This window comes from Parvibaculum sp., assembly GCF_030694575.1.
In the GTDB taxonomy this organism is placed as follows: Bacteria; Pseudomonadota; Alphaproteobacteria; order Parvibaculales; family Parvibaculaceae; genus Parvibaculum.
This window is the reverse complement of sequence record NZ_JAUYUS010000097.1, coordinates 1-25,243: the sequence shown is the minus strand read 5'-3', so window position 1 is coordinate 25,243 and position 25,243 is coordinate 1. Positions and strand designations below refer to the sequence as shown.

At 63.7% G+C, this 25,243-nt stretch carries 29 protein-coding genes and 1 tRNA gene; 16 read left to right on the top strand and 14 right to left on the bottom strand.

Annotated elements, in window-relative coordinates:
- The first annotated feature begins 357 nt into the window (after positions 1-357).
- Complete coding sequence (locus Q8S60_RS13735) at positions 358-1,566, top strand: CaiB/BaiF CoA-transferase family protein (protein WP_305275136.1); 1,209 nt, start codon at positions 358-360, stop codon at positions 1,564-1,566.
- 6 nt (positions 1,567-1,572) lie between these two features.
- Here the strand turns inward: Q8S60_RS13735 and Q8S60_RS13730 are convergent, their stop codons facing one another.
- Positions 1,573-1,914, bottom strand: a complete 342-nt coding sequence (locus Q8S60_RS13730) for a P-II family nitrogen regulator (RefSeq protein WP_012110251.1) — start codon at positions 1,912-1,914, stop codon at positions 1,573-1,575.
- A gap of 365 nt (positions 1,915-2,279) precedes the next feature.
- On the opposite strand from Q8S60_RS13730, the gene Q8S60_RS13725 reads away from it, so the two are divergent.
- Positions 2,280-2,456: a DUF4278 domain-containing protein gene (locus tag Q8S60_RS13725; RefSeq protein ID WP_305275137.1), complete on the top strand. Its 177-nt coding sequence runs from the start codon at positions 2,280-2,282 to the stop codon at positions 2,454-2,456.
- 127 nt (positions 2,457-2,583) lie between these two features.
- On the opposite strand, the gene Q8S60_RS13720 is transcribed toward Q8S60_RS13725, so the two are convergent.
- The 7 genes from Q8S60_RS13720 to hemC all read right to left on the bottom strand — a co-directional run bounded on the left by Q8S60_RS13720 (position 2,584) and on the right by hemC (position 9,890).
- Complete coding sequence (locus Q8S60_RS13720) at positions 2,584-4,011, bottom strand: homospermidine synthase (RefSeq protein ID WP_305275138.1); 1,428 nt, start codon at positions 4,009-4,011, stop codon at positions 2,584-2,586.
- A gap of 105 nt (positions 4,012-4,116) precedes the next feature.
- Positions 4,117-4,192, bottom strand: a tRNA-Thr gene (locus Q8S60_RS13715).
- A 102-nt stretch (positions 4,193-4,294) separates the two neighbouring features.
- Positions 4,295-5,314 (bottom strand): alpha/beta fold hydrolase, encoded by a 1,020-nt coding sequence (locus Q8S60_RS13710; RefSeq protein ID WP_305275139.1) that lies wholly within the window; start codon positions 5,312-5,314, stop codon positions 4,295-4,297.
- On the bottom strand, positions 5,308-6,855 hold the full coding sequence (locus Q8S60_RS13705; protein WP_305275140.1) for a heme biosynthesis protein HemY: 1,548 nt from the start codon (positions 6,853-6,855) through the stop codon (positions 5,308-5,310). Before Q8S60_RS13705 ends, Q8S60_RS13710 begins: the two co-directional genes overlap by 7 nt.
- A 7-nt stretch (positions 6,856-6,862) precedes the next feature.
- The gene (locus Q8S60_RS13700; protein ID WP_305275141.1) at positions 6,863-8,158 is read right to left on the bottom strand and encodes a COG4223 family protein; all 1,296 of its coding nucleotides are present in this window, start codon (positions 8,156-8,158) and stop codon (positions 6,863-6,865) included.
- Between the two features lie 86 nt (positions 8,159-8,244).
- Positions 8,245-8,958, bottom strand: a complete 714-nt coding sequence (locus Q8S60_RS13695; RefSeq protein WP_305275144.1) for a uroporphyrinogen-III synthase — start codon at positions 8,956-8,958, stop codon at positions 8,245-8,247.
- Between the two features lie 5 nt (positions 8,959-8,963).
- Positions 8,964-9,890: a hydroxymethylbilane synthase gene (hemC, locus tag Q8S60_RS13690; protein WP_305275146.1), complete on the bottom strand. Its 927-nt coding sequence runs from the start codon at positions 9,888-9,890 to the stop codon at positions 8,964-8,966.
- Positions 9,891-10,017: 127 nt separating this feature from the next.
- Between hemC and tsaD the strand changes: the two genes are divergently transcribed.
- Together tsaD and Q8S60_RS13680 are read left to right on the top strand one after the other, a co-directional pair.
- Positions 10,018-11,100, top strand: a complete 1,083-nt coding sequence (gene tsaD / locus Q8S60_RS13685; protein ID WP_305275149.1) for a tRNA (adenosine(37)-N6)-threonylcarbamoyltransferase complex transferase subunit TsaD — start codon at positions 10,018-10,020, stop codon at positions 11,098-11,100.
- Between the two features lie 11 nt (positions 11,101-11,111).
- On the top strand, positions 11,112-12,011 hold the full coding sequence (locus tag Q8S60_RS13680) for an alpha/beta hydrolase (protein ID WP_305275152.1): 900 nt from the start codon (positions 11,112-11,114) through the stop codon (positions 12,009-12,011).
- A gap of 139 nt (positions 12,012-12,150) precedes the next feature.
- On the opposite strand, the gene Q8S60_RS13675 is transcribed toward Q8S60_RS13680, so the two are convergent.
- Together Q8S60_RS13675 and Q8S60_RS13670 are read right to left on the bottom strand one after the other, a co-directional pair.
- A complete protein-coding gene (locus Q8S60_RS13675; RefSeq protein ID WP_305275154.1) occupies positions 12,151-12,276 on the bottom strand; it encodes a hypothetical protein in 126 nt (41 codons plus the stop codon).
- Between the two features lie 425 nt (positions 12,277-12,701).
- Positions 12,702-13,328 (bottom strand): TetR/AcrR family transcriptional regulator, encoded by a 627-nt coding sequence (locus tag Q8S60_RS13670; protein ID WP_305275157.1) that lies wholly within the window; start codon positions 13,326-13,328, stop codon positions 12,702-12,704.
- A 90-nt stretch (positions 13,329-13,418) separates the two neighbouring features.
- Here Q8S60_RS13670 and Q8S60_RS13665 point away from each other — a divergent pair, with 90 nt between their 5' ends.
- The 5 genes from Q8S60_RS13665 (at position 13,419) to Q8S60_RS13645 (ending at position 16,353) form a co-directional block, all read left to right on the top strand.
- Positions 13,419-14,420, top strand: a complete 1,002-nt coding sequence (locus tag Q8S60_RS13665; protein WP_305275159.1) for an NAD(P)H-dependent glycerol-3-phosphate dehydrogenase — start codon at positions 13,419-13,421, stop codon at positions 14,418-14,420.
- Between the two features lie 26 nt (positions 14,421-14,446).
- Positions 14,447-14,731, top strand: a complete 285-nt coding sequence (locus tag Q8S60_RS13660; RefSeq protein WP_305275161.1) for a YciI family protein — start codon at positions 14,447-14,449, stop codon at positions 14,729-14,731.
- Positions 14,732-14,748: 17 nt separating this feature from the next.
- Positions 14,749-15,174 (top strand): EVE domain-containing protein, encoded by a 426-nt coding sequence (locus Q8S60_RS13655; protein WP_305275163.1) that lies wholly within the window; start codon positions 14,749-14,751, stop codon positions 15,172-15,174.
- Positions 15,171-15,530, top strand: coding sequence for a Rieske (2Fe-2S) protein (locus tag Q8S60_RS13650; RefSeq protein ID WP_305275164.1), 360 nt, complete (start codon positions 15,171-15,173; stop codon positions 15,528-15,530). Before Q8S60_RS13655 ends, Q8S60_RS13650 begins: the two co-directional genes overlap by 4 nt.
- 517 nt (positions 15,531-16,047) lie before the next feature.
- Positions 16,048-16,353, top strand: coding sequence for a dATP/dGTP pyrophosphohydrolase domain-containing protein (locus tag Q8S60_RS13645; RefSeq protein WP_305275165.1), 306 nt, complete (start codon positions 16,048-16,050; stop codon positions 16,351-16,353).
- On the opposite strand, the gene Q8S60_RS13640 is transcribed toward Q8S60_RS13645, so the two are convergent.
- From Q8S60_RS13640 to Q8S60_RS13630, 3 genes are all read right to left on the bottom strand, one after another.
- A complete protein-coding gene (locus Q8S60_RS13640; RefSeq protein ID WP_012110232.1) occupies positions 16,350-16,724 on the bottom strand; it encodes a type II toxin-antitoxin system death-on-curing family toxin in 375 nt (124 codons plus the stop codon). The two genes, Q8S60_RS13645 and Q8S60_RS13640, sit on opposite strands and share 4 nt — an antisense overlap.
- A gap of 9 nt (positions 16,725-16,733) precedes the next feature.
- Positions 16,734-16,958 carry a hypothetical protein gene (locus Q8S60_RS13635; protein WP_041535886.1) on the bottom strand — a complete coding sequence of 75 codons (225 nt, stop codon included), beginning with the start codon at positions 16,956-16,958 and terminating at the stop codon, positions 16,734-16,736.
- Between the two features lie 74 nt (positions 16,959-17,032).
- Positions 17,033-17,779 carry a creatininase family protein gene (locus Q8S60_RS13630; protein WP_305275171.1) on the bottom strand — a complete coding sequence of 249 codons (747 nt, stop codon included), beginning with the start codon at positions 17,777-17,779 and terminating at the stop codon, positions 17,033-17,035.
- Between the two features lie 337 nt (positions 17,780-18,116).
- Between Q8S60_RS13630 and Q8S60_RS13625 the strand changes: the two genes are divergently transcribed.
- The 6 genes from Q8S60_RS13625 (at position 18,117) to Q8S60_RS13600 (ending at position 24,178) form a co-directional block, all read left to right on the top strand.
- Positions 18,117-18,407, top strand: a complete 291-nt coding sequence (locus Q8S60_RS13625; protein ID WP_305275173.1) for a DUF1330 domain-containing protein — start codon at positions 18,117-18,119, stop codon at positions 18,405-18,407.
- A gap of 332 nt (positions 18,408-18,739) precedes the next feature.
- Entirely contained in the window at positions 18,740-19,183 is a 444-nt protein-coding gene (locus Q8S60_RS13620; RefSeq protein WP_305275176.1) for a GNAT family N-acetyltransferase, read from the top strand.
- Positions 19,184-19,215: 32 nt separating this feature from the next.
- Positions 19,216-20,481 (top strand): CaiB/BaiF CoA-transferase family protein, encoded by a 1,266-nt coding sequence (locus Q8S60_RS13615; protein WP_305275179.1) that lies wholly within the window; start codon positions 19,216-19,218, stop codon positions 20,479-20,481.
- A 159-nt stretch (positions 20,482-20,640) separates the two neighbouring features.
- Complete coding sequence (locus Q8S60_RS13610; RefSeq protein WP_305276396.1) at positions 20,641-20,994, top strand: MmcQ/YjbR family DNA-binding protein; 354 nt, start codon at positions 20,641-20,643, stop codon at positions 20,992-20,994.
- A 308-nt stretch (positions 20,995-21,302) separates the two neighbouring features.
- Positions 21,303-23,246, top strand: coding sequence for an acetate--CoA ligase (acs, locus tag Q8S60_RS13605; protein WP_305275181.1), 1,944 nt, complete (start codon positions 21,303-21,305; stop codon positions 23,244-23,246).
- Between the two features lie 71 nt (positions 23,247-23,317).
- A complete protein-coding gene (locus tag Q8S60_RS13600; RefSeq protein WP_305275183.1) occupies positions 23,318-24,178 on the top strand; it encodes an MBL fold metallo-hydrolase in 861 nt (286 codons plus the stop codon).
- Between the two features lie 165 nt (positions 24,179-24,343).
- Here Q8S60_RS13600 and Q8S60_RS13595 read toward each other — a convergent pair whose 3' ends face one another.
- A complete protein-coding gene (locus tag Q8S60_RS13595) occupies positions 24,344-24,790 on the bottom strand; it encodes a thermonuclease family protein (protein WP_305668622.1) in 447 nt (148 codons plus the stop codon).
- A gap of 188 nt (positions 24,791-24,978) precedes the next feature.
- Here Q8S60_RS13595 and Q8S60_RS13590 point away from each other — a divergent pair, with 188 nt between their 5' ends.
- Positions 24,979-25,161: a DUF1902 domain-containing protein gene (locus Q8S60_RS13590; protein ID WP_305668621.1), complete on the top strand. Its 183-nt coding sequence runs from the start codon at positions 24,979-24,981 to the stop codon at positions 25,159-25,161.
- Positions 25,162-25,243: the final 82 nt, after the last annotated feature.

Here is a 25,243-nt window from a genome sequence, read left to right as displayed (position 1 = left end):
TATGCCTGTGCCGCAGCATAGACGCCGGTTCGTTGCGACGGGGTAAACGCGCCGTTAGGGAAAACTACCGTTTTGAGAAGATTGCGCCGCCGCACCGTCCCGAACCGGGACTATTTCTTGCCGTCCGTTAACCCTGAAACACACAAGGCATCCGAGGGGTTTCCGGACAACAAGAGGCCGGTGGCAGTTATATCCGTATACAGATGAACAGAAAGCAGCAGTACACCAACCCCGGGGAAAGGCCGCCGCTTCCGCCACACAGCCGAAAAATGCCTATCGACTTGCGCCTCCCGGCGCATCATTCTTCCCCGCATAAGAACAGAAAGAGGCCCGCCCGGCGGGACAGGGGAGGAAGTCATGGGAAAAGGCATGTTCGAGGACCTGCTGGTCATCGATTGCGCAAGTTTTATCGCGGGCCCGGCCGCCGCGACCATCATGTCGGATTTCGGCGCGCGGGTTATCAAGATCGAGCCGCCGGTGACGGGCGACAGCTACCGTCAGCTCATGCACGTACCCGGCATGCCGCCTGCGGAGCAGGACTATTTCTGGATGCTGGACAATCGTAACAAGGAGAGCCTGGCGCTCGACCTGAAGCACCCGGACGCGCGCGCCGTACTCGACGCTCTGATTGCCAAGGCAGATGTCTTCATTACCAATTTCCCCGGCCCGATCCGCGAAAGGCTGAAGCTCGCGCCCGAGGACGTGCTGCCGCTCAACGAACGCATCGTCTACGCCTCGCTCACACCTTACGGCGAAGAAGGCCCCGAAAAAGACCGCACCGGCTATGACGCGACGGCCTATTGGGCGCGCTCCGGCCTGATGGACAGCGTCCGCGCCAATCCCGACATCGAGCCCGCCATTTCGGTGCCCGGAATGGGCGACCACCCGACCGCGGTGGCGCTGTTCGGCGCCATCATGACCGGGCTCTACCGGCGCGAAAAGACCGGTAAGGGCGGTGTCGTTTCGACGTCGCTGCTCGCCAACGGACTCTGGTCCAACGGTGTCTGGATGCAGGCGGTGCTCTGCGACGCGGATTTCTCGGTGCGGCTTCGCCGTGGCCAGCGCGGCGCCCTGACCGAACTCTACAAGTGCCGCGACGGACGCTGGTTCATGCTGGCGCTGCTGAATTACACCCGCGAATGGCCATTGCTCGTCCAATGCATCGGCCGCCCCGAATGGCTCGACGACCCGCGTTTCGCAACCCCCGAGGGGCGCAAGGCGAACACGGCCGAGCTCGTGAAATCGCTGGAAGATATTTTCGTCACCGCCGACTGGCCGGAATGGCGCGAACGTTTCGTGACCGCCGGCATTACCTTCGGCCCGATTGCCCAGCCGAGCGATCATCTCGAATGCCGGCAAGTCGCTGCGAACGCATTGCTGCCCGAAATTGCGGGCGCGAACGGCCTTCGCACGGTCGACAGCCCTATTTCCATCAAGGGCGAGAAAAAAACCGCTCCCCGGCGCGCGCCCGGGATCGGCGAGCACACCCGCGACGTTCTCGCGAGCTGCGGCTTCAGCGAAGCGGAAATCGACCGGATGATCGCGAGCGGTGCTGCAGCCGGTTAGAACGTCTCAGCCGAGCGCGGTTTCATTCGTTTCGCCGGTTCGGATGCGGATGACCTGCTCCAGCGGCTGAACGAAGATCTTGCCGTCGCCGATCTTGCCCGTGTTCGCCACCCGCTCGATCTCGCGGACGGCCTTTTCGGCGAGGGCCGCGCTGACCGCGACATCGATGCGGACTTTCGGCACTTCCGCGACGTTGTATTCCGCGCCGCGATAGATCTCGGTCTGGCCGCGCTGCCGGCCGAAGCCGGAAACCTGGGTGACCGTAATGCCCTCGATGCCGAGGGCGATCAGTGCATCGCGCAATTCTTCGTATTTGTGAGGCCGGATAATCGCGGTGATCATGCGCATCGGAAAGCTCTTCTCATATTCGAGGCCATGAAGGACGAGGCGACGGATCGCCTCGGAGCGGGACGGCAAATCCGCCTGTTCCCGGCGCCAGCGGTCGACCACGTTGTTGAACTCAACCGAGGCGACAAGCTGGATTCGCTGATCGAGTTTTTCCATATTCACCCTCGCTCACACAAACAACTCCGGCACCCGGCGCCCGCGCAAGGCAGGAAAAATGCCGGAAAACCTGAGGATATTGAGTCTTTGTAACAGCCGCCCTTAGTCCTGTCCAAAGAATGTGTAATTGCTCCATATGAGCTTATTGACAAACTTACACATCTTACTCATATTAAGCGGCAAGACAGGACCAATCACGGGAGGCATCCATGACCGATCTCACCTACAGGGGCGTTGCCCATCACGGCGACAAGCACCCCGCCAGGACGCGCGACACGACGCTCAATTATCGCGGCGCGACCTACAACTCGGCGCTTGCACATCACGACAAGCCGCGCGCCAGCCACACCGATATGCGCTACCGGGGCATTCCGCAGCACGACTGACGGAAACTGCGCACCTGCCACCGTCTGAGGGTTGCCTTCCCCAAACGAGAACTCGGCGCGCAGGTCCCGATAGGCAGGAAGGCCGTCCCTTTGTACGAGGGGGCGGCCTTTTCTGTTTCACCCCGCCTTACACCACCCGGAAATTCTTGAACTGCCAGGGATCGTCTTCGTCCAGGTCCTCCTTGAACAAAAGACCCCTGTCGAGAAGCGGCGTCCAGTCGCTATAGACGCCCGTCATGGTGCCCAGATAGGGCCGGGCGATTTCGAGAATGCGTTCGAAATCCATTTCTTCCGGTTCCGTCACCCAGCGATCCGGGTTCTCGATCGCCCAGATCACACCGGAGAGAACGGAAACCGTCACCTGAAGGCTCGTCGCGTTGTTGTGCGGCGCCAGGCGGCGCGCCTCGTCGATCGTGAGCTGCGAGCCATACCAGTAGGCGCCCTTGGCGTGTCCCATCAGCAGCACGCCAAGCTCATCCATGCCTTCGCTGATCTCGTCCATCATCAGCCGCTTCGCCTTCTGTATCTGCCAGTTCTTGCCGGCAAGCTCGTGCAGCGAAAGGACGGCGACGTTGCAGGGGTGGTAGGCGTAGTGCACGGTCGGACGGCATTTCACGGTTTCGCCGTCTCGCACGGTGAGGTAGTCGGCAAGCGAGATCGCTTCGCCATGCGTGATGAGAAAGCCGTGATAGGGGCCTTCATTCGGCGTCCAGCTTCTCACTCGCGTGGACGCCCCCGGCCGCGCAAGAAAGATTGCGCAGCCCGAGCCTGTCGTATGCCCCTGCCCGTCCGGCGGGAAATGCCGCTCATGCGTGCCCCAGCCAAGCTCGGCCGGCTGACTGCCCTCGCCGACGAACCCGTCGACCGACCAGGTGTTGACGAACTCGCCGGTGGCTTTCGGTATCGGCGACACCTGCGTGTCGCGTTCGGCGATGTGAATGACCTTGATGCCGAGCCGTTGGGACAAGTGCGCCCATTCCTCGCGGCTCCGGGGCTTGGCCGCCTCGACGCCGGTATCCTTCGCGATATCGAGCAGCGCCTGCTTGACGAAATGCGAGACGAGACCGGGATTGGCACCATGGGTAAAAATCGCAGTCGGTCCGTCCGGGTATTTCTCCCGGAGAGCCAGCGCGCTCTGGCGGAGTGCATAATTCGACCGCTGTGAAGGCGAACGCGACGCGTCCGTATATTGCCCGCTCCACGGCTCGATGCAGGTGTCGAGATAGAGCGCACCCTTGGAACGGCAGAACTCGGCGAGCGCAACGCTCGACACATCGACCGACAGGTTGATGAGAAAGTCACCCTCCGAAAGCATCGGGTCGAGAATGGACAGGTAATTGCCCTTGCGAAGAGGCGTGACCGTGAACCGGACGCCATACTCTTCCGCTTCCGCCTGGCCCGCACCGTCCGCCGTCACAATCGAAATCTGGCTCGGCGACACATCGACATGACGCAGCAGGAGCGGCAGAACGCCCTGCCCGATACTGCCGAACCCGACCATGACCATGCGGCCGCTGAAACGCGTGTACTTGCGGTCGGAAGATGTGTCGCTCATTTGTCTGGGCCTCGCTGTCGGAAATGCAGGTGCGCGGCTCCGGGTCCGGGCAGCCACACAAATCTAGGGCGATATGACAGTAATGCGAAGAAGAGAGCGGAAAAGTGGTGCCGCTTGGGTGACTCGAACACCCGACCCCCTCATTACGAATGAGGTGCTCTACCAACTGAGCTAAAGCGGCGCCGGACCGGCGGGAAAATGCCGGTCTGCGAGGGCCCTCAGATACCCCGCCCCGCCGTCTTTGGCAACAGGGAGAAGCAGGGCCCGGCGCGAAACTGCCCTTCTATTCCTCTATAGCGGCCCCGGCCGCCGCCATCCCGTCCGGGGGTCCGGACACTTCGGCGAGCGCGCGGGTAAGGAAATCGCGAACCGCCGCCGAGCTCTCCCCTGCCACTTCCTCCATCGGCACATGGCCGACATTCTCGAAGATGACGAGCTCTGCCTGGGGGATGCGGGCCTTGAACTCATGCGCCGCGGAGACAGGGATAAGGCCATCCTTGTCGCCCCACAGGATCAGCGTCGGCATCTTTAGCTCGCCGAGCCGGACGGCAAAGGCTTCCTCATCCCGCGTCGCATAGCTCGCGAAGCGCATCCGCGTCGCATCGCGGTTGCCTTCATGAAGCGACAGATCGAAATAGCGCGCGACCATCTCGTCGGTGACCTTCGACTGGTCGACAAAGACCTTGCGCACGCCTTCTTCCACCAGAGAACGCGGCAGCACGTAGCGCATCGCGTTGCTGATGACGGGCATGCGCGCGATACGGAAGGCAAGCGGCACTTCGCCGTCATTGCGCTCGACGGGGATCCCCGCCGCGTCGACGAGAATGAGGGCCGAGACGCGGTCCGGATGCTCCAGCGCATAAAGGGCCGCGACGCCGCCGCCCATCGAATTGCCGGCGATGGCGAAACGGTCGACGCCCAGTATCTCCGTCAGTTCATGGACGGTCTGCGTCATGCCCTCGCGCGAGTAATCGTCGCCCGGTATCCGCCCGGTAAGACCGTGGCCCGGCAGATCCATGCTGACGATGCGATAGGTGTCGCCGAGGTCCGCAACCCACGGTTCCCACGTGTGGAGCGAGGCATTGGAGCCGTGAACCAGGACGAGCGCCGGTCCTTGCCTGTTGCCTTCGTCACGCACATGCACGCTACCGCCCCCCGGCAGCGTGACGAATTGCGATGCTTCCGTCGCATACTTGCCGATCAATTCCTCACGCGGCACATCGAAACGCACGACCGAAATAACGATTACCGCAAGCGCCAGCACAATAAGCGTCAGCGTGCCGGCAAAAATCCGCTTCACCATTTCCGTTCCCCCTCCTGAGCCTCCTCGGCTGTCTCCTCAGGACCGGGATCGTCCGGCAGCGGCGGATGAAAGGCAAGCACCTCGCCCGCCGCCGCGGATTTTCTCTGCTCGTCGCGGGTAACCGAAAGCCCGACCTCCGGCTGCGGAACCGGCACGGCATCCTGCACGGCCTCCGGCTCGGAAGCGGTCTGCCCGGCCGCCGCCTCATGCGCGAGCGCCGCCACCGGCGCCGACCATTCCAGCGCATCGAACTCGCCCGTCACCGGGTTGACCGGCGACCAGCGCGAGGAGCGGTAACCCGTGCCCGTCCATTGCGGGTCTTCCGGTGCATGAAGAGCGCGCGTCAGCCAGCTCCGCGACGCGCCGCGGTCTCCGAATTCGCCTTCTTCTATCTCAGCCATCAATTCGCAGACGCGCTGCGTCGCGACTTCCTTCGCATCGGGCCCGGCATAAGGCGCGAGCGCCTCGCGCGCCGCCGCCCAATCGCGCGCGCCGATCGCACCGCGCGCCAGAAGAATACGGCTTTCGATATGATCGATATTGCGCGAGGCAAGTACACGCGCGCGCGCCGCGCGGTCATAACCGCTTTCGCCTTCGATCATGTCGAGCCAGACTTCGGCAAGGTCGGGGTGAGGCGCAAGGGTCCACGCATCCTCGATGAGTTTCATTCCCTTCCGCGCGCGGCCGGTTTCTCCGCAAAGCCGTGCCGCGAGAGCGACGGCGGGCGGAAAGCGCGGTTCGAGCGACACAGCTTCGAGCGCAAGCTTCGCCGCCTTGTCGAGAGCGCCGGTCCGTCCTTCGCCGACCTGGCCATGCGCCGCCTCGAACGCAGTCATCGCCTGCGCGGTCAGCAGCACCGCACGGCGCCGGCGCGCTTCATCGCGCGGAATGAGTTTCGCCGACACCACCCGGTCGAGCGTTTTCAGCGCGCCGTCCCAGTCCTCTTCGGCGGCCTCGATCTCGAACACGGCTTGCGCCGCCCAAGGCGTTTGCGGCCGGAGATCGAATGCGCGGCGGGCATGGGCCAGCGCACCGTCGCGGTCACCCGCGCGGCGCGCCTGAATGAAGAGCCCGCGGAGACCGAGAAACTCCGTTTCGGGTGCCGCCAGCATCTGCTCGAAATATTTCGTCGCGGCCGCCTCGTCGCCCTCAAGCTGCGCGGCCTGCGCTGCAAGAAGCAATGTCAGCGGCGGCGCGTCGAGCAGCTTGTGCGCCTGTGCGGCATAACGCTTGGCATCGCTCGCATCGCCGGCGGCGACCGCCACCATGCCACGCGACAGGGCGAGAAAGCCTTTCTGCTGCCGGCGCTTTTCGAGATAGGCGGAGACGCTTGCCGGCGTCTCGATAAAGCTCACGACGATCCTGTAGATCAGAAGCACGAGAAAGGCGGCAAGCGCCATGGCGCCGACGCCGACGACGAAGCTGGTGCGGATTTCGTAACCGCGCCAATGCATGGTGAGGTCGCCAGGATTGTCGGCAAGCCAGATCGCGATGCCGCTCAGTATGGCGACGATGAGAAACGTATAAAGCGCACGGAGCATGGCGGCTTCAGCCTTTCGCCTTGGCGAGCTGTCCGACGACACGCGCGGTGAGATCGCGTACCAGCGCATCGGCCTGCAATCGCGCTTCGGCATCGGCGAGCCACGGCGCGGCGGCTTCGGCGGCAGGCCCCTGCAGCGTCCTTGCTTCCACGACGGCACCCGCGAGATCGTGAACCTTGAGCCGTTCCTCCATGCGCGCGACGGCGGCTTCGGTCGTTTCGCCCGATATCTCGCCGGTCCGCCGTACCGTCACGAGCGACTTCGCGTTGGAGACGAAGCGCGACCAGATACCGTCCTCGCCGGCGCGGCGCTCGGCATCGAAAATATTCTGGGCGAGAGAAGGAAAGCGCGCCTCAAGTGCTGCCCGTGTCGGAACGCCGGTGGCCGCTGCATCCGCAAGCTGTTGTAACGCAGGCTCCTCCGGCAGGAACGCCGCAACGGCGTCGAGCTCGGCCGTGAAGACGCCGGGCGTTTCGGCGGCGCGGGCGAGGTTGGCAAGCGCAAGGCCGAGTGCAGCGCGGGCGGCTGCGTCCGGGTCGTCCTTCTTTTCTTCCAGCGCGACGACACGCGCTTCCATCTTCTCGACTTCGGGCGCAAGCGAGGCGAGACGAAGGTCGAGCGCCTTCACCAGCGCATCGAGGCTGCCGATCTGCTCGGCCATGCCGGCGGGCGGCATCGCCTCCGCCATTTCGTCGATCCGCTGTTGCATGTTGCGCGCGGTAGTGCGCGTGTCGTTGAGCGCGCTCTTCAGTTGCTGCGTCTCCGCGGCGAGACTGTCGAGCTGCTCCACGATGGCGGCCGCGCTCTCGGGCGCCTCGGCGGCGGCACTCACATTCTGTTCGACGGCATCGAGCCGGCCGGTCAGTTCGTCCAGCTTGCCGGTCAGCGAGGCGAGACCGTCTTCACTGCTGTTTTCCAGGGCCGCGATCCGCGCATCGAAATCGGTGCGCACCACGCCGTCCGGCTCGCCCTGCAGCATCCCGGTCGCCCAGACGGCAGCGAGGGCGACAACCGCGCCGCCGAGACCGGCCGCTCCGGCGGCGAGCAGACCCGGCATCGCGGACGGACGCCGCGGCTCATTCACCGGCGGCACCGGCCCGGTACCCGCATCGGCGGATGTTTCTTCGGAAACCTCCTCGGCGGTACCGTCTATGGTCCGCGGTTCCTTCGGACGCTTCGGCTTGCGCGGCCCCTGGCCCGCTTCGGGCTTCAGATATTCCGCCTGCGCGCCGCTTTGAGCGGTCTCTTCCGGCTTTTCTCCGCCTGTCGGCTTGCCAGCATTCTTGTCGTTCGCATCGCTCATCGGGAGGCCTTCTCGGGGGTGTCCGGCTTCAGAGGGTCACTATAGAGGCTTGAACGCCCAGGGTCAGGGCGAAGTTCAGTGAAAAATCAGGCGGAAATGAGCGCAAGCAAGGCCGATTGTTCGGGCTCATGTGCGATTTTCACCCCGCGGAGAGGCAGGCCCTTCAACGCGTCGGCCACGGCCTGCGACAAACAATAGGCAGTGACGTCTCCAAGATGATCCTTGAGGCCCGCATTTGTGACGAGCGAGACGAAGGTCCGCGCGGTACGCGGTGAATAAAGGAGGACGCCATCCAGCGACCGTTTCTCGAGTGCATCGCACGCCGCGCCCGGCAATCGTACCGCCTTCTCCGCCTCGTAAAGCACCGCGCGCTCGACCTTGAAACCATGAGCCGCAAGCGCGGAGCCGAGGTCGCCGGCTACGACGCTGCCCGCGACATGGAGAAGCGGCCCCTCGTCCGGCCGCAGCGACGCCACGACGAGAGCGGCCAGCGCATCGACATCGCCACCCGCCGCCTTCACACGGGTGAAGCCTTCGTGGACCAGTGCCTCGGCGCTGGCCTGCCCTACCGCAAAGACCGGCAGGTTCCTGAGGGCGTCCGCATCCCTCCGCCGTCCAAGCGCTCTCGCACCGTTGGCGGAGGTGACGAGGAGCGCCTGCCAGTTCCGCGCGGGCAGCGCTGCCTCGTCGAGAAAACGGATCGCGAGCAGAGGAGCCACGACCGCGTCATGGCCGAGCGCCGCAAGAGCCTTCACAAGCGCCGCGCTGTCCGCTTCCGGTCGCGTGACGAGAAGCTTCATCGGCGTCAGACCGCGTCGAAGAAATGCGGCCCGGCCCGGCTCTTGAGTTCCTCGCCGGCATCGATGCCGAGGGCAATCGCATCGCTTGCGAGCCCTTCCCGTTCCGTTTCGTGTATTTCCGAACCGTCGGGCGTCAGGATCATCGTGCGGAGCCGCATGCGTTCGCCGGATATCTCCGCCAGTGCGGCAATGGGCGTGCGGCAGGAACCGTCGAGCACCGCCAGAAACGCGCGCTCCGCCGCGATGCGAAGCCCCGTCTCGGCATGATGCAGCTTTTCAAGCATATGGGCCGCTTCGTCGTCGCCCGCACGGCGCTCGATGCCGATTGCGCCCTGCGCGACGGCGGGCAGCAGTTCCTCCGGCGCGAGCGGCGCCGTTACGCATTCGAGCAGGTTCATGCGCGTGAGCCCCGCCATGGCGAGAAGCGTCGCGTCGGCGACGCCGTCGGCAAGCTTCTTCAAGCGTGTATCCACATTGCCGCGAAAGGGAACCACGGTGACGTCGGGCCGCCGCGCGCGCACCTGGGCCGCGCGCCGGAGCGAAGAGGTGCCGACGACTGCCCCTTGCGGAAGGCTCATCAGCGAGTTCGCCCTGGACGACAGGAAAGCGTCGCGAGGGTCGGCGCGCTCCAGCAGGCAGTCGATCACCAACCCGTCCGGCAGCAGCGTCGGCATGTCCTTCATCGAATGGACCGCGACATCGATGCGGGCATCGGCAAGCTGCTCCTCTATTTCCTGGGTGAACAGGCCCTTGCCGCCTATTTCCGAGAGCGACCGGTCCTGCACCCTGTCGCCCGCCGTCGAGATGACGACGATTTCGGTCACATCCTCGACATGGGCATGCAGGGCAAGCGCGATCCGTCGCGCGACCTCGTTCGCCTGGATGAGCGCCAGTCGGGAGCCTCTGGTGCCGATACGGTAGCGGCGTTGCATGCGGGGTCTCTAAGGTTGTATGCCAGCAGGGAAATTCGACGAGTCCGGTAAATATACCGCCAAGGCTTCTTATAGCCCGTTCGCCCCTCTGACGAGAGGGAAACCCGGCTTTTTTTGAGTGTTTCACGTGGACCGACCCCTTACGATTCTCGGGATAGAGACAAGCTGCGACGAGACGGCGGCGGCCGTCGTTCGCCGTCCGGCCGATGGCGGCCCCGGCGAAATCCTGTCCAACGTCGTCTTCTCGCAAATCGAGGAACATGCACCCTTCGGCGGCGTGGTGCCGGAAATCGCGGCACGCGCGCATGTCGAACATCTCGACGGGCTGATCTCCCGTGCGTTGAAGGAGGCGGGCCTCGGCTGGGACGATCTCGACGGCATCGCCGCGACGGCAGGACCCGGCCTCATCGGTGGCGTGATCGTCGGCCTGATGACGGCAAAAGGTATCGCGGCCGCACGGGGCCTGCCGCTTGTCGCCGTCAACCATCTCGAAGGCCACGCGCTGACGGCGCGGATGACCGATGCGCTGCCCTTTCCCTATCTGTTGTTGCTCGTCTCGGGCGGACACAGCCAGCTTCTCGTGGTGGAGGGGGTCGGCCGCTACCGCCGCCTCGGCACGACCATCGACGATGCGGTGGGCGAAGCCTTCGACAAGGTCGCGAAGCTGATGGGCCTCGGCTATCCGGGCGGCCCGGCCCTGGAACGTGCCGCCAGGGAAGGCGACGCCTCTCGCTTCACCCTGCCCCGGCCGCTCGTCAACCGTCCCGGCTGCGATTTCTCCTTCTCCGGCCTGAAAACGGCCGTGCGGCAGCTGGCGGAAAGCCTCGGCACGCCGACCGGCAAGGACAAGGCCGACATTGCCGCCTCGTTCCAATGCGCGGTCGCGGACGTACTGGCCGACCGCACAGAGAACGCCATGGCGCTCGCCGACGAAATCATTCCGCCGGGCCACCGCCGCCTGGTCGTGGCCGGCGGAGTTGCGGCCAACATGATGCTGCGCGAGCGGCTGCAGGTTTCCGCCCACGCTTTCGGCTATGAATTTGTTGTGCCGCCGCTGAAACTCTGCACCGATAACGGCGCCATGATCGCCTGGGCGGGAGCCGAAAGGCTGGCGCTCGGACTGACCGATCCGATCGACACGGGCCCCCGCGCCCGCTGGCCGCTCGACCCCGATGCAATGCCTGCGCGCGGCGCGGGCGTTAAAGCCTGAGAGGAATACCTATGAGCCTGCAGCTTTTTCTTCTGAACCCCATGATCCGCTGGCAGGTAAAGCGCCGCTTCCGCAAGAATCCCGACGTCCAGTTGCTGCGGCCCATCATGGAGCAGATGGAGCCGCGCATGGCGAAGCTGCCGGCAGACATCGCGCTGGAGGAAATCGACCTGGGCGGCGTGCCGGCGGAAAAGCTTTCCGCGCCGGGCAATCGCGATGATGGCGCTTTCCTCTATATTCACGGCGGCGGCTTCGTCGCCGGTTCGCCGCGAACGCATCGTCCTCTTACATGGCGCCTGACGAAGGAGATCGGCGTTCCGGTCTATGCGATCGATTACCGGCTCGCGCCGGAACATTGCTTCCCGGCCGGGCTCGACGACTGCGTGGCCGCCTATCGCGCACTTCTCGCAAGGGGCATCGCCGCCAGATCCATTCTGGTCGGCGGCGATTCGGCGGGCGGCAACCTGACGCTGACGCTCGCGCTGCGCCTCAAGGCGGAAGGTCTTCCTCTTCCCGCCGCGCTGATCTGCCTGTCACCCGCGACCGACATGACCGGCAGCGGCGAGTCGCGCCATACCAATGCCGAAGCGGACGCGATGTTCGTGCCTGAAATGATGGACAGCCTGATGCCGGTCTATTGCCCGGGCGTCGAGGAGCGCGATCCCTTCGTCTCGCCGCTCTTCGGCGATCTCTCCGGCTTTCCGCCGACGCTCTTCCAGGTCGGCGACCGCGAAATGCTGCGCGACGATTCGGTGCGGATGGCGGCTGCGATCAAGGCGGCGGGCGGGGAAGCAACGCTCGAAATCTGGCCGAAGGTCTGGCACGTCTGGCAACTCAATGCCGACATGCTTCCCGAAGCGCGTGAAGCCATCACGCATATCGTGCGCTTCGCCCGCCAGCATCTCGACTGATCCCTTCAAAAAAGAACCCCGCCGCGGGGGGCGCGGCGGGGTCAAGCGCCCTCTCTGGGAGGGCTCGGGGATCACCGGACCCCGCTTGAGGGGGAGGGAAGGGTCCGGTGGAGAGAGAACTCGTGTTGGGTGCCTCGTGTCAGACGAGGCGGGCGACGCCCGAGGTCTGCACGATCAGGACGAATGTGTAGGCCACGAGCAGCGCGGCGGCGGCTTTTGCAACGACGCGCTCCGCGATGCGGCTCAAATTCCGGTTCTGCGTCATATCGATCATCCTTCGTGCAGGCGGCCTCGCCGCCATCGGTCAATCCGGTTTTCGGCTCAGGCCGCGTACTGCGCGGCGATCTGGGCCAGGAAGGCCAGCGTGTAGCCGGCAATTGCGAGGGTGATGACGCGGTTCGTCAGCTTGCTGTTCAGGTTGGTCATGGCTCGTCTCCGTGATGCTGCTTCAGCAGGAAATTTTCCGGTTGCCCGCTGACAGGCTGGATTTAGGAGGGGCCTGAACAAAAAACAATGAACAAAATCAAAAATATTCAATCATCAGTATTTATGTTGCTGCGACGCAACACATAACACCGTTCGGGAGCGTATTTATCCTTTGAAAACAGGGGCTTGGATTGGAAAAACTCGCGCTGCGGAAATTGACGCAACGCAACAAAAATAAGAGGTTGGATGAAACTCTGGAACGACTCAAGCTTCGGCGAGGCTTTTTTCAGGGTCGCAACAGGCGGTTCCCGACCGCAAGCCCGCAACGATGAGCTGATAGACGCCTTCGAGCTCGCGTTCGAGTTTGACCAGTGGCAGGCGCGTGAAAAGCTGCGGATAGCTGAACTTGAGAGTTGCCGCCTGGATCATCTCGGCCGCGAAGTCCGGATCGGTGACCTGGAATTCGCCGGAGAGGTTGCCGAGTTCGATGATGCGGCAAAGCACTTCGCGTTCGCGCTTCAGACCTTCATTGTGAAATTCCGGCCGCTCGGCGGTGACGATCTGCGCCATCTCGACGATCTTCGGATCGTCCTCGAGCTTGTGGAAGGTTTCGCGGAGATCCATGAAAAGGAAATCGCGCAGCCGCTCCGAGGCGGTGCGGCCGGGCGTCGTGAGAATGCGCGACAGGTCTTCCGCCGTCTGCATCGACGCCTCGCGGCAGATCGCCTCCGCGATATCGAGCTTGCCCGCGAAATAACGGTAGAGATTGCCCGGCGACATATCGCAATCGACGGCGAGTTCGGCCATCGTCGTTTTCGTGTAGCCGTAATGCATGAAGCGCCGCTTTGCGGCGGCTATGATTTTCTGGTGCGGATCGTCAGGAGCGGTCATACAGATGATTGTAAAGCGGCCGAGTAAATATTCAACGAAACGTTCAATCGTTAGCAGCCGCAACATACACGCGCGGAACGGAGAGACCTGTTGACGCTGGCATATGAAAAAATCGCGGTGGTGGGCGCGGGCGCATGGGGAACGGCGCTGGCGCAGGTGGCGGCGAGCGCGGGACGCGAAGTGACGCTGTGGGCGCGCGAGGCCGAACTGGTCCAAAGCGTGAACGCCGCGCATGAGAACGATATTTTCCTGCCGGGCATCGCGCTCGACAAGTCGATCCGCGCCACCGGCGATCTCCGGGAAGCGGCGGAAGCGGACGCGCTTCTCATGGTGACGCCGGCGCAGCATATGCGCCGCGTGCTGGAGGAACTGGCGCCGCATGTCGCGGACGGAAAACCCGTCGTGCTCTGCGCCAAGGGCGTCGAGCAATCGACCCATCTTCTGCTCACGGAGGTGCTGGCGGAGGCGATGCCGCGGGCGATGCCCGCCGTCCTCTCCGGCCCGAGCTTCGCGGCGGAGGTGGCGCGCGGACTGCCGACGGCGGTGACGCTTGCCTGCGAAGATGAAGCCGTCGCCGAAGCGCTGACGCATGCGATCGGCATCACGACATTCAGGCCCTATTACTCGTCGGACCTCGTGGGCGCCGAACTCGGCGGCGCGGTGAAGAACGTGCTCGCGATCGCCTGCGGCATCGTCGAGGGAAAGAAATTCGGCGACAGCGCACGCGCCGCGCTGACGACGCGCGGCTTCGCGGAGCTGACGCGGCTCGGCCTCGCCATGGGCGCGCGCGCGGAAACGCTGATGGGCCTCTCCGGCCTCGGCGACCTCATCCTCACCTGCAACTCGACGAAATCGCGCAACATGTCGCTCGGCATGGCGCTGGGCGAGGGAAAGACGCTCGAGGAGGTGATGGGCGCGCGCAACTCGGTAAGCGAAGGCGTGCACTCGGCAACCGCCGTCGTCGCCCTCGCGCGAAAGCACAAGATCGAAATGCCGATCGCCGAAGCGGTGGCGGCCATCGTGACGGGCGCCGCGAAAGTGGACGACGCCATCGCGGCACTTCTCTCGCGCCCCTTCCGCAGCGAAACCTGAAACGCCAATCAACACGGAATCCGGAAATGCTCTTCTGCCTGATCTGCACCGACAAGCCGAACGCGCTGGAACTGCGCCTCGCCAATCGCGACGCGCATCTGAAATACTGGCAAGAAACGGGCCGCCTGAAGATCGCCGGACCTTTCACGAATGACGATCAGAGCGCGATGAACGGCTCGCTCATCGTGATCGAAGCCGCCGACAAGGCGGAAGCGGAGACGCTTGCCGCGAAGGACCCCTACAAGACAGCCGGCCTCTTTCAGAACACGGAGATCCGCGCCTGGAAATGGGTGATCGGCGCACCGGAATAGAAGCGGAGAGACGCGGCATGGCCTACTGGCTTTTCAAATCCGAACCCTCGACCTGGTCGTGGGACGACCAGAAAAAGAAGGGCGCGAAGGGCGAGCCCTGGAACGGCGTTCGCAACTACCAGGCGAACAACAACATGAAGGCGATGAAGAAGGGCGACCTCGGCTTCTTCTATCATTCGGTGGACGAGAAGAGCATCGTCGGCATCGTCCGCGTGATCGGCGAACACCGGCCCGACCCGACCGACGAGAAAGGCAAGTTCGGCCTTGTCGTGATCGAAGCGGTGGAGGACATGCCGAAACCGGTGACGCTTGACGATGTGAAGAAGGAACCGGCACTTCACGACATGGTGCTCGCAAACAATTCGCGCCTTTCCGTGCAGCCCGTGCGCGACGAGGAATGGAAACTCGTCTGCAGGATGGGCGGACTGAAGAAAGTGCCGTGACACGCCCCGGCATGCCGCCCCCCGGAACGGCGCTTTGCCGCCTCGACGCGATCGACGATCCGGGCGCGAAAGGCTTCGTCTTCGGCGGCGGCACTCAGCGCTTCGAGATGTTCCTTGTACGGAACGATGGCGCGGTGAGGGCTTACGTCAACGAGTGCCCGCACGCGCTGACGCCGCTCGACATCTGGCCCGACCGCTTCCTCACCCAGGACGAAACGAAGATCGTCTGCGCGACCCATGCCGCGCTTTTCCGCATCGAGGACGGCTTCTGCACGAGCGGCCCCTGCGCCGGAAAGAGCCTCGAAAAACTCGCGATAGAGGTCGTGGACGGGGTCGTCAGGATGGCTGCAAAGTGAAGGCATATCGGGGATAAACCGGCGACTGTCATCGATTTGTCAACGAAGTGTCACAAACGGATTTTGTGCGTTTCGGAGAGACCGGCGCGGAACGGAATTCCGTACACGCATCGTCACGCCGCCCGCCGCGAAATGATTTATCCCCGGCCGTTATCCCCAATGGGGAAATCTCCGGGGCCGCACTTGTCCCCGCCGTGGCGAGGAAGACGCGAAAGAAGTCCCCGCTGTGACGGATGGGAGACGGGTGGGGAAATCTTTCCCTGTTTCGTCATGACCCGCTTTATGCGGGTCATCCACGTCTTCCTGCAGGCAGGACCAAGACGTGGATGGCCCGGACAAGCCGGGCCATGACGATGAAGGAAAGGCGCAAGCGGCCCCCCTGGATTGCTTCGTCGGGCTTCGCCCTCCCCGCAATGACGTCGCTGGCACCGGATATTGGACCTGTCCGACTCATATCGCGGGATGTATGTCTTATACATCATATAGGGTGTATACAGATTAATTCAGGAGGCACCTCATGACGAACCGGCGCGAAACGCAATCGACCATCGCAGGATGGGGCGAGGAAACATTCGGCCCCGTCAGTAATCCCGTTGCGCTCGCAAGGCGGGCAAGCATCGAGATGGACGAACTCATCGAGGCGCTGGAGAAGGGCGACACCGAAGAAGCCGCGCGCGAGACGGCCGATGTTCTCATTCTTCTCAACCGGCTCGGCACCACGCTCGGCTTCGATCTTCTGGAAGCTGTCGATGCGAAGATGAAGGTGAACCGCGCCCGCCAGTGGGTTCCAGCCGGCGACGGAACGGGCAGGCATGTGGGCTAGAGCGCCCGCACCTTCTCCCTCAACCACGGCTCCAGTTTCTCGAACCGGAATTCACCGCGCTCGAAAAGGCCGATCATGAAATCGTAGGCGGCGACGGGGTCTTCCTCGAAGAGATAACCGTTGAGCCGCAGGAAGACGTCCGCGACGGCAAAAGCAATGCGCTTGTTGCCGTCGATGAAGGGATGATTGATGGCTAGGCTTTCGAGCAACGCCGCCGCTTCCGCGATCACGTCTTCGTAGTAGCCCGTCTGCGGACGAAAGAGCGCGGACTCGACTGCTCCCATGTCGCGCACGCCATGCGCGCCACCATAGAGATCGATCAGTTCCTCGTGAATGACGAGAACTTCCGTCAGCGTCAGATAATCGGGCATCGGCGCGCGCTATTTCGCGAGGCGCTTGTAGAGTTCCGCGTTGCGACGAACGCTATCCCGGAAATGGGACATGACTTCGGCGCGCGGACTTTCGCCCGATTTGCGCTTGAGATAGTCGCGGAAGGCGTCCTCGACCACGGCCTGAAACTGCCGCCCTTCCGCCTTGGCAAGCTCACGCATCTGCTCAAGCAGTTCGGCATCGGCCTGGCTGGCGAATTTCTGGCGAATGGTCATGAGGCAGTTCCTTTCCGAAGCGTCTTGATGTATCAAGAAACAGCTTGATTTGTCAAGAAAATGCCCTCAAGGCGCTACGCCGCCTCGAATTTACGGAAGTCCTCGATCAGGCCGGCGACCGAGAGGTCGATCAACGTCTCGCCGTCCTTCGGGTCGGCGAGCGAGGGGTCGGAGCCGATGCGGCCGTCGGGGAAGGCGGCGCGGTAGCTTTCGGCGTCGGTATAGCGGCCCCAGGGCGCGACCTTCGGCGCCATCTCGACATCCTTGATCGCGTGCGGATGGAGAAACCAGGTGACGGCGACTTCGGACGGCGTCGCATGGACGCCGTGGGACGAGCCGTAGCGCGTCCGGCAAAAATCCATGACCGGTTTGAAGTCCCACCAGTTCACGCGGCGGCAGCGCACCGGCCCGCGATTGGAGGCGGCGTTCGCGAGCGATGTGTCGGCATAGATTTCGGCGAAGGCCGCTTCGATGGTCGCGACATTGCCGCCATGACCGTTGAAGAAATAGATGCGCTCGAAGCCGTGCCGCGCGAGCGACGACACCCAGTCGTGCAGCGCGGCGATCATGGTGGAGGGACGGAGCGTCAGCGTGCCGGGAAATCCCAGATGATGCTGCGCGATGCCGACATTGAAGGTGGGGCCGACGAGGAAGCCCGCTTCGGCACCGGCGCGTGTTGCGATCGCCTCCGGGCAGATGGCGTCCGTGCCGATGAGCCCGTTGGGCCCGTGCTGCTCCGTCGAGCCGATGGGGATGACGATCCCCTTCGACCTTTTCAGATAGGCCTCGATTTCGGGCCAGCTCGAATGATGCAGCAGCATGAGGGGGATCATAGGGGAGGTAAGGGAGAATGTGGAATCGGGGCTGGGGGCGCCCACCTCAACCCGTCATTGCGAGGCCTGAAAGGCCGAAGCAATCCAGGGGCGGCAAGCACCGGGCGGGCGGCCCTGGATTGCTTCGTCGCTTACGCTCCTCGCAATGACGCGGATGGAATGGAACTCGGACGGAGGGCATGCAATCTGCCGCCATCGCTCATGGGTCCCGTTCTGCGCCGGGATGACATTTGTTTTTGAAGCAAAGGCTTCTGCGAAAGGAGTGGCTTACGAAAGGAAGCGCTCTCCCGCACCATTTCTCCATTCGAAATCGAGGGAGCATCCCATGACCGTCTATGCGCTGGCGCAGTTCACCATTCACGACAGGGCGCGGTATGAGGCCTATGCGGCGCGGTTCGCCGAGACGATGAAAGGGCGGAAGGGGCGGTTGCTGGCGGCGCAGGAAAATCCGGAGGTCGTGGAGGGGACATGGATGGGCACGAAACTCGTGCTGATCGAGTTTCCCGACGAGGCGGGTTTCCGCGACTGGTCGGAGAGCGCGGCGTACCGCGCGATCTCGGTCGACCGCGAGGCGGCGACGGAAGGCTCGGTGCTGCTGGTGAAGGGGCTGGGGTAGCAACGCGTCCACTCCCTTACCAAACCTACCTTTGCCACACCCATAGATGTCATCCCGGCGAAAGCCGGGACCCAATCCACGCTGAGTTTTATTTCGCAGAAGAGGGCGGTGCGCTGCGTTGATGCCGCGCGTAGCCGCGCTTGCTGGGGGAACCAATGGGTCCCGGCCTTCGCCGGGATGACACTTCTGTTTTGGGCGAAGACAGAGGCTCAACTCTCGGGATGACACTTTTATTTGGAGCAAAGACACCGGCATCTGGCGCCCGGGGCGTGGAAGCAAGGAGCATAACGGATTGCGTCGCCTTGCCCGCGCCTGCGCGCTAGACTTTCCCCATGCTCATCCGCCCCGCGCGCAAAGACGAGTGGCTGAGGGTCGCCGACGTGTTCATCGCCGCGCGGGCGGGGATGGCTTATCTGCCGCAGCTCCACAGCGACGAGGAGACGAGGGCCTTCATCCGGGGCGTCGTCGAAACGGGGGTGGTGTGGGTGGCGGAGGGCGGCGGCTGCGTGGCGGGTTTCGCCGCGACGGAACGAACCCGCGACGGCGCATGGCTCCACCATCTCTATGTTCATCCGCGCGAGCATAACGCAGGGGCGGGCTCCCTTCTGCTGGCGCGGGTGAAAATGGAACTGCCGGAGGGCTTTTCCCTCTGGACGTTTCAGGCCAATCTCGGCGCCCGGCGCTTCTATGAGCGCCATGGATGCAGGGAAATCCGCCGCACGGCCGGCGAGAACGAAGAAAACCTGCCCGACATATTGTATGAGTGGCGCCCGTAAGGCGGCGTGCCGGCAGCGAGCGGGGAGCGGCTTTGAGCGAGAAGAAGAGCAAGAAACTCGAAACGGAAAACAGGGGTCCGCTCAAGGGCGTGCGCATCGTCGATCTGACCGCCGTCGTGTTCGGCGCCTATGCGACGCAGATCCTGGGCGACATGGGCGCGGACGTGATCAAGGTCGAAGCGCCCTCGCCGACGGGCGGCGGCGGCGCGGGCGGCGACATCATGCGCTGGCCGGGCCACCTGCCGGAAGGCGCGGCGCCGGACCTCGGCCCGATCTTCATGACCATCAACCGCAACAAGCGCTCGGTGCTGCTCGACCTCGGAACGAAGGAGGGCCGCGAGGCGCTGCTGAAGATCGTCGCGACGGCCGACGTGCTCACCTCGAACATCCGCTATGCGGCGATGAAGAAGCTTGGGCTTTCATACGAAGACGTGAAGGCGGTGAAGCACGACATCATTTTCGTGCATGCGGCGGGCTATGGCTCGGACGGGCCTTATGCCGGACTTCCCGCTTACGACGATCTCATCCAGGCGGGCTCCGGCGCGGCGGATTTGCTCGGCCGCATGGATGGCGACCCGAAGCCGCGCTACATCCCGACCATCATGGCGGACAAGGTGTCCGGCCTGTTCATGGTGCAGGCGGTGACGGCGGCGCTGTTCCACAAGGAGCGGACCGGCGAAGGACAGTTCGTCGAAGTGCCGATGCTCGAAGCCGTCACCTCCTTCGTGCTCGCGGAACATTTCTACGACCATGTCTACGACCCGCCGACGGGGCAATGGACTTACGGCCGCATCACCAATCCCGACCGGCGGCCCTACAAGACGAAGGACGGACATATCGGCCTCCTTCCTTATTCCGACAAGCAATGGGAACAGTTCTTCGAACTGGCGGGGCGGCTCGACGACTATAAAAACGATCCGCGCTTCAACAACTACAAGGCGCGCACCATCCATATCCGCGACCTCTATGCGATGATCGAGGAGACGACGGAGACGAAGACGACGGAGGAATGGCTGGCGCTGCTGAAGCCGCTCTCCATTCCCGCCGTGAAGATGAACCGGCTGGACGATCTGCAGGACGATCCGCATCTGAAGGCCGTCGATTTCTTCGCCCGCTACGACCATCCGCATGCCGGACCCTATTTCGCGCTGAAGCCGCCGGTGCGCTTCATGGCCTCGCCTTCGAGCATCCGCAGGCATCCGCCAAGGCTCGGCGAGCAGACGGCGGAAGTGCTGCGCGAGGCGGGCATGAGCGAGGCGGAGATCGCGCGGCTGACGGGCGACGCGGAGAAGGTGTGAGTTTTCACCCCGGCCGTCATTGCGAGGCCTGTAAGGCCGAAGCAATCCAGGAGCGGCAGGCACGGAGCAAGCGGCTCCTGGATTGCTTCGTCGCTCCGCTCCTCGCAATGACGGAGAGAAAGGTGACGACGCCGGCATGAGCGAGGATGAGGCATGCCCCTGAGCTACCGGGAGTTCAACGCCTTCTGCGGCTCGCTTCCCGCCGCCACCCATGTCGTGCAGTGGGGCGGCGCGCATGTCTGGAAGGTGGGCGGCAAGGTCTTCGCGATCGGCGGCTGGCAGAAGGGCCGGCATCCGGGCATCACCTTCAAGGTCTCCGACATCGGCTGGGAAATTCTGCGCGACGCGGAGGGCTGCCGCCCGGCGCCCTATCTCGCCTCGCGCGGGATGAAGTGGATCCAGAGCTATGAGCGCGGCCTCGGCAAGAGAGAGCTGAAGCAATATCTGAAGGCCTCGCACGATCTGGTCGCGGCGGGACTGAGCCGGAAGAAGCGCGCGGAGCTTGGGCTCTGAGGAGGCGGAGAAGCTAGTTCTATCCCTCTCTTCACCCTCCCCCCGTGGGAGGGTCAAACGGCCCATTTGCAGCTTGTCTGCAAATGCAGACATAAGAGGGCCGTTTGGGGAGGGGTAAGGGAGGTTGCCACAAGTTCAGGTTGCCTTTTTATATTTTGCTGCTTCCCCTCCCCGAAATTCGCTGTGCGAATTTCGACCCTCCCACAGGGGGAGGGTGGGAAAAGTGCCATTGCCGCTGCGCCTTGTTCCCGTCACGCGCGGCGGACATAATGCGCGCAAACAAACACGCGCCTTCAGGGAGGCTCTCCATGTCCGATGAAATTTTTCCCGTGCCCGCCGAATGGAAGACGCGCGCGCTGATCGACGCCGCGAAATATCAGGCGATGTACGAGAAGAGCCTGAGCGACCCGGAAGGCTTCTGGCGCGAGGAGGGCAAGCGCATCAGTTGGATGAAGCCCTATACGAAGGTGAAGAACACCAGCTTCGATCCGCACAATGTCTCGATCAAATGGTTCGAGGACGGGCGGCTCAACGCGAGCGTCAACTGCATCGACCGGCATCTCGAAAAGCGCGGCGGCCAGGTGGCGATCGTCTGGGAGGGCGACGATCCCTCCGTCGACAGGAAGATCACCTACCGCGAACTTCACGACGAGGTCTGCCGCTTCGCCAATGTGATGAAGGCGCAGGGCGTGAAGAAGGGCGACCGCGTCACGATCTACATGCCGATGATCCCGGAAGCGGCCTATGCCATGCTCGCCTGCGCGCGCATCGGCGCGGTGCATTCGGTCGTCTTCGGCGGCTTCTCGCCGGACAGCCTGGCGGGCCGCATCGTCGACTGCGCGTCCAACTGCGTCGTCACGGCCGACGAGGGCCTGCGCGGCGGGCGGAAGATTCCGCTGAAAGCGAACACCGACGAGGCGCTGAAGAAATGCCCCGGCGTCAAAAGCGTCATCGTCGTGAAACATACCGGCGGCGATGTCGCCATGGAGAAGGGCCGCGACGTCTGGTACGGCGAGGAAGCGGCGAAGGTGCCGGCCACCTGCGCACCGGAAGAGATGGGCGCGGAAGACCCGCTGTTTATTCTGTATACGTCGGGTTCGACCGGAAAGCCGAAAGGCGTGCTGCACACGACCGGCGGCTACATGGTCTATGCGTCGATGACGCATCAATATGTCTTCGACTATCACGACGGCGACATCTACTGGTGCACGGCGGATGTCGGCTGGGTGACGGGCCACAGCTACATTCTCTACGGGCCGCTTGCGAACGGCGCGACGACGCTGATGTTCGAAGGCGTGCCGAATTATCCCGACGCCTCGCGCTTCTGGCAGGTGATCGACAAGCACAAGGTGAATATTTTCTACACCGCGCCGACGGCGCTGCGTGCGTTGATGCGCGAGGGCGAGGGGCCGGTGAAGAAGACGAGCCGCAAATCGCTGCGCCTGCTCGGCTCGGTCGGCGAACCGATCAACCCGGAAGCCTGGCTCTGGTATCACCGCGTGGTGGGCGACGGGCGCTGCCCGATCGTCGATACGTGGTGGCAGACAGAGACGGGCGGCATATTGATTTCGCCGCTGCCCGGCGCCATCGCGACGAAGCCCGGCTCCGCGACGAAGCCCTTCTTCGGCGTACAGCCGGTGATCGTGGACGCGGAAGGAAACGTGCAGGGGGGCGCGACGACCGGCAATCTCTGCATCGACGATAGCTGGCCCGGCCAGATGCGCACCGTCTATGGCGATCATCAGCGCTTCGTCGAAACCTATTTCATCCAGTATCCCGGCCGCTACTTCACCGGCGACGGCTGCCGCCGCGACGAGGACGGCTATTACTGGATCACCGGCCGCGTCGACGACGTACTGAACGTCTCCGGCCACCGCATGGGCACGGCCGAAGTCGAAAGCGCGCTGGTCGCGCATCCGAAAGTGGCGGAAGCCGCCGTGGTCGGCTATCCGCACGACATCAAGGGCCAGGGCATCTATGCCTATGTGACGCTGAACGCGGGCGAGCCGCATTCGGACGAATTGCGGAAGGAGCTGGTGGCCTGGGTGCGCAAGGAGATCGGCCCGATCGCCTCGCCCGACCTCATCCAGTTCGCGCCCGGCCTGCCGAAAACACGCTCCGGCAAGATCATGCGGCGCATATTGCGGAAGATCGCCGAAGACGACTTCTCCAATCTCGGCGACACCTCGACGCTGGCCGACCCCGGCGTCGTGACGGACCTCGTGGACAACCGGCAGAACAAGGCGGGGTAGGCGCCCTCTTGCACTCATCCGCCTTCGCCCCCACCTCCCCTACTTCATTTCGGGTCTGGGAGGACTTCATCATGGCGAACTGGCATATCGGCGACGTCGCGATCACGCGCGTGGTGGAATTCGAGGCGGCGCTGCCGGGTGGCGGCGCGGGCTCGATGGTGGAGAAGGCCTTTCCCGACGCGGTGAAGGAGATCGGCTGGCTGCGTCCGCACTTTGCAACCGACGAGGGACATATCCGCGTTGCCGTGCAGGCGATCCTGATCGAGACGCCGGATATGCGCATCGTCGTCGATACATGCGTCGGCAATGACAAACCGCGCGGCAATCCCTTTTTCAACATGCTGCAGACCGGCTTCCTGAAGGACCTCGAGGCGGCGGGCTGGACGCGCGAAAGCGTCGACGCGGTCATCTGCACGCATCTTCATGTCGATCATGTCGGCTGGAACACGATGCTGGTGGACGGCAAATGGGTGCCGACCTTTCCGAATGCGCGCTACCTGATCGGCCGGCGCGAATGGGAACACTGGCAGCAGGAAGGCGACGACGAGGGAAGCCCCATCCTCGCCGACAGCGTGCAGCCGATTTTCGATGCGGCGCTTGCCGACCTGATCGAGGAGACGCATCGCATCTGCCCGGAAGTGCGCGTGCGCCCGACGCCGGGACATACGCCCGGCCATATCAGCGTCGTCATCGAATCGAAGGGCGAGAGCGCCGTCATCACCGGCGACCTGATGCACCACCCCTGCCAGATGGCGCGCACCGACTGGCGCAGCGCCTTCGACACGGATGGAGACATGGCGGAGAAAACGCGCCACGCCTTCCTCGCCGAAATGGCGGACGGGCCGACCCTCGTCATCGGCACGCATTTCGCGACGCCGGCGGGAGGCCATGTGAAGCGCGACGGCGACGGCTACCGGCTCGACGTCGGATAGGCGGGACGGAACCTCTTGCCGCTTCCCTTGTTTTATCTCCAGACAGCTAGTGGAGACCAAGGAGAACAAGAAATGCGCGGCATTTTGCTCTGGGCCGTCGGCGTGCCCATTCCGATCATCATCCTGATCTATCTTCTGTTCTGATCCGCGAGGCGCCGCCGCCCGTCACGGGCGGTCCGGCGCTTCCAGCGGCATGGCGCCGGCGAGACGGCACCAGCCGCCGCGCGTGCCGCCGTCATAGGCGCGCACGACGCCCCGGGCGACAAGCGCCGTGGCGACATCGCCATGAGCGGCGCTTTCGATCCGCGCCAGCACGCGGCCTCCGTATTTGTCGGTTTCGATGTCGCTGAGACGGACCGGGCCCTGCGTCAGCGAGGCGAGCGCCGCGCGCGCGGCTTCCGCTTGCCGCTTCTCCTCCTCGCACTTCCCGCGAAGCTCAGGCGCATCGACGCCCGCGAGCCGCACATGCGTCTCGACCGTCTGGCCGAGCCAGATGCGGGCGCGCACGACCAGCGAATCGCCGTCGATCACACGCACCACCTCCGCCTCGACCGGACCGGCCAGCCGCTCGGCCGCCTGGGCGGAGGGAGAGAACAAAGCCGCGATAAGCACGGCAATAGCGAGTTACGCACGCATGATGGAACCGAAATGGAGGTATTTAATCCGTTATTGGATTATATTCCTACAAATCACAGGAGCAAGCTTTCACTGTTCCGGTCGTGAGCTTCCTGAACCGATTTGATTGATTCGTAAACCGATCCCATGTCTCAATGAGACCGGCGACCCGACGGGACATAAAAATGCAGAACCGGACTTTCTATGTGAAGCCGTGCTGGGACAAGGAAGCCGGCGTTTTCTATACGGAAAGCGATATCGAGGGGCTGCATGTCGAGGCTGCGACACTCGAGGAATTCCGTGCAGTCGTCATGGACGCCGCCGCGGAACTCATCGTCGCGAATATCGGCAGCGCAAAGCGCTTCTAGGCCTGCCCAGCTCATATTTCTTCCTCACCTGCACATCCCCCAGCGCGCCATTTCGAAGTGGAAGTGGTTGCCGTGGAGGGCG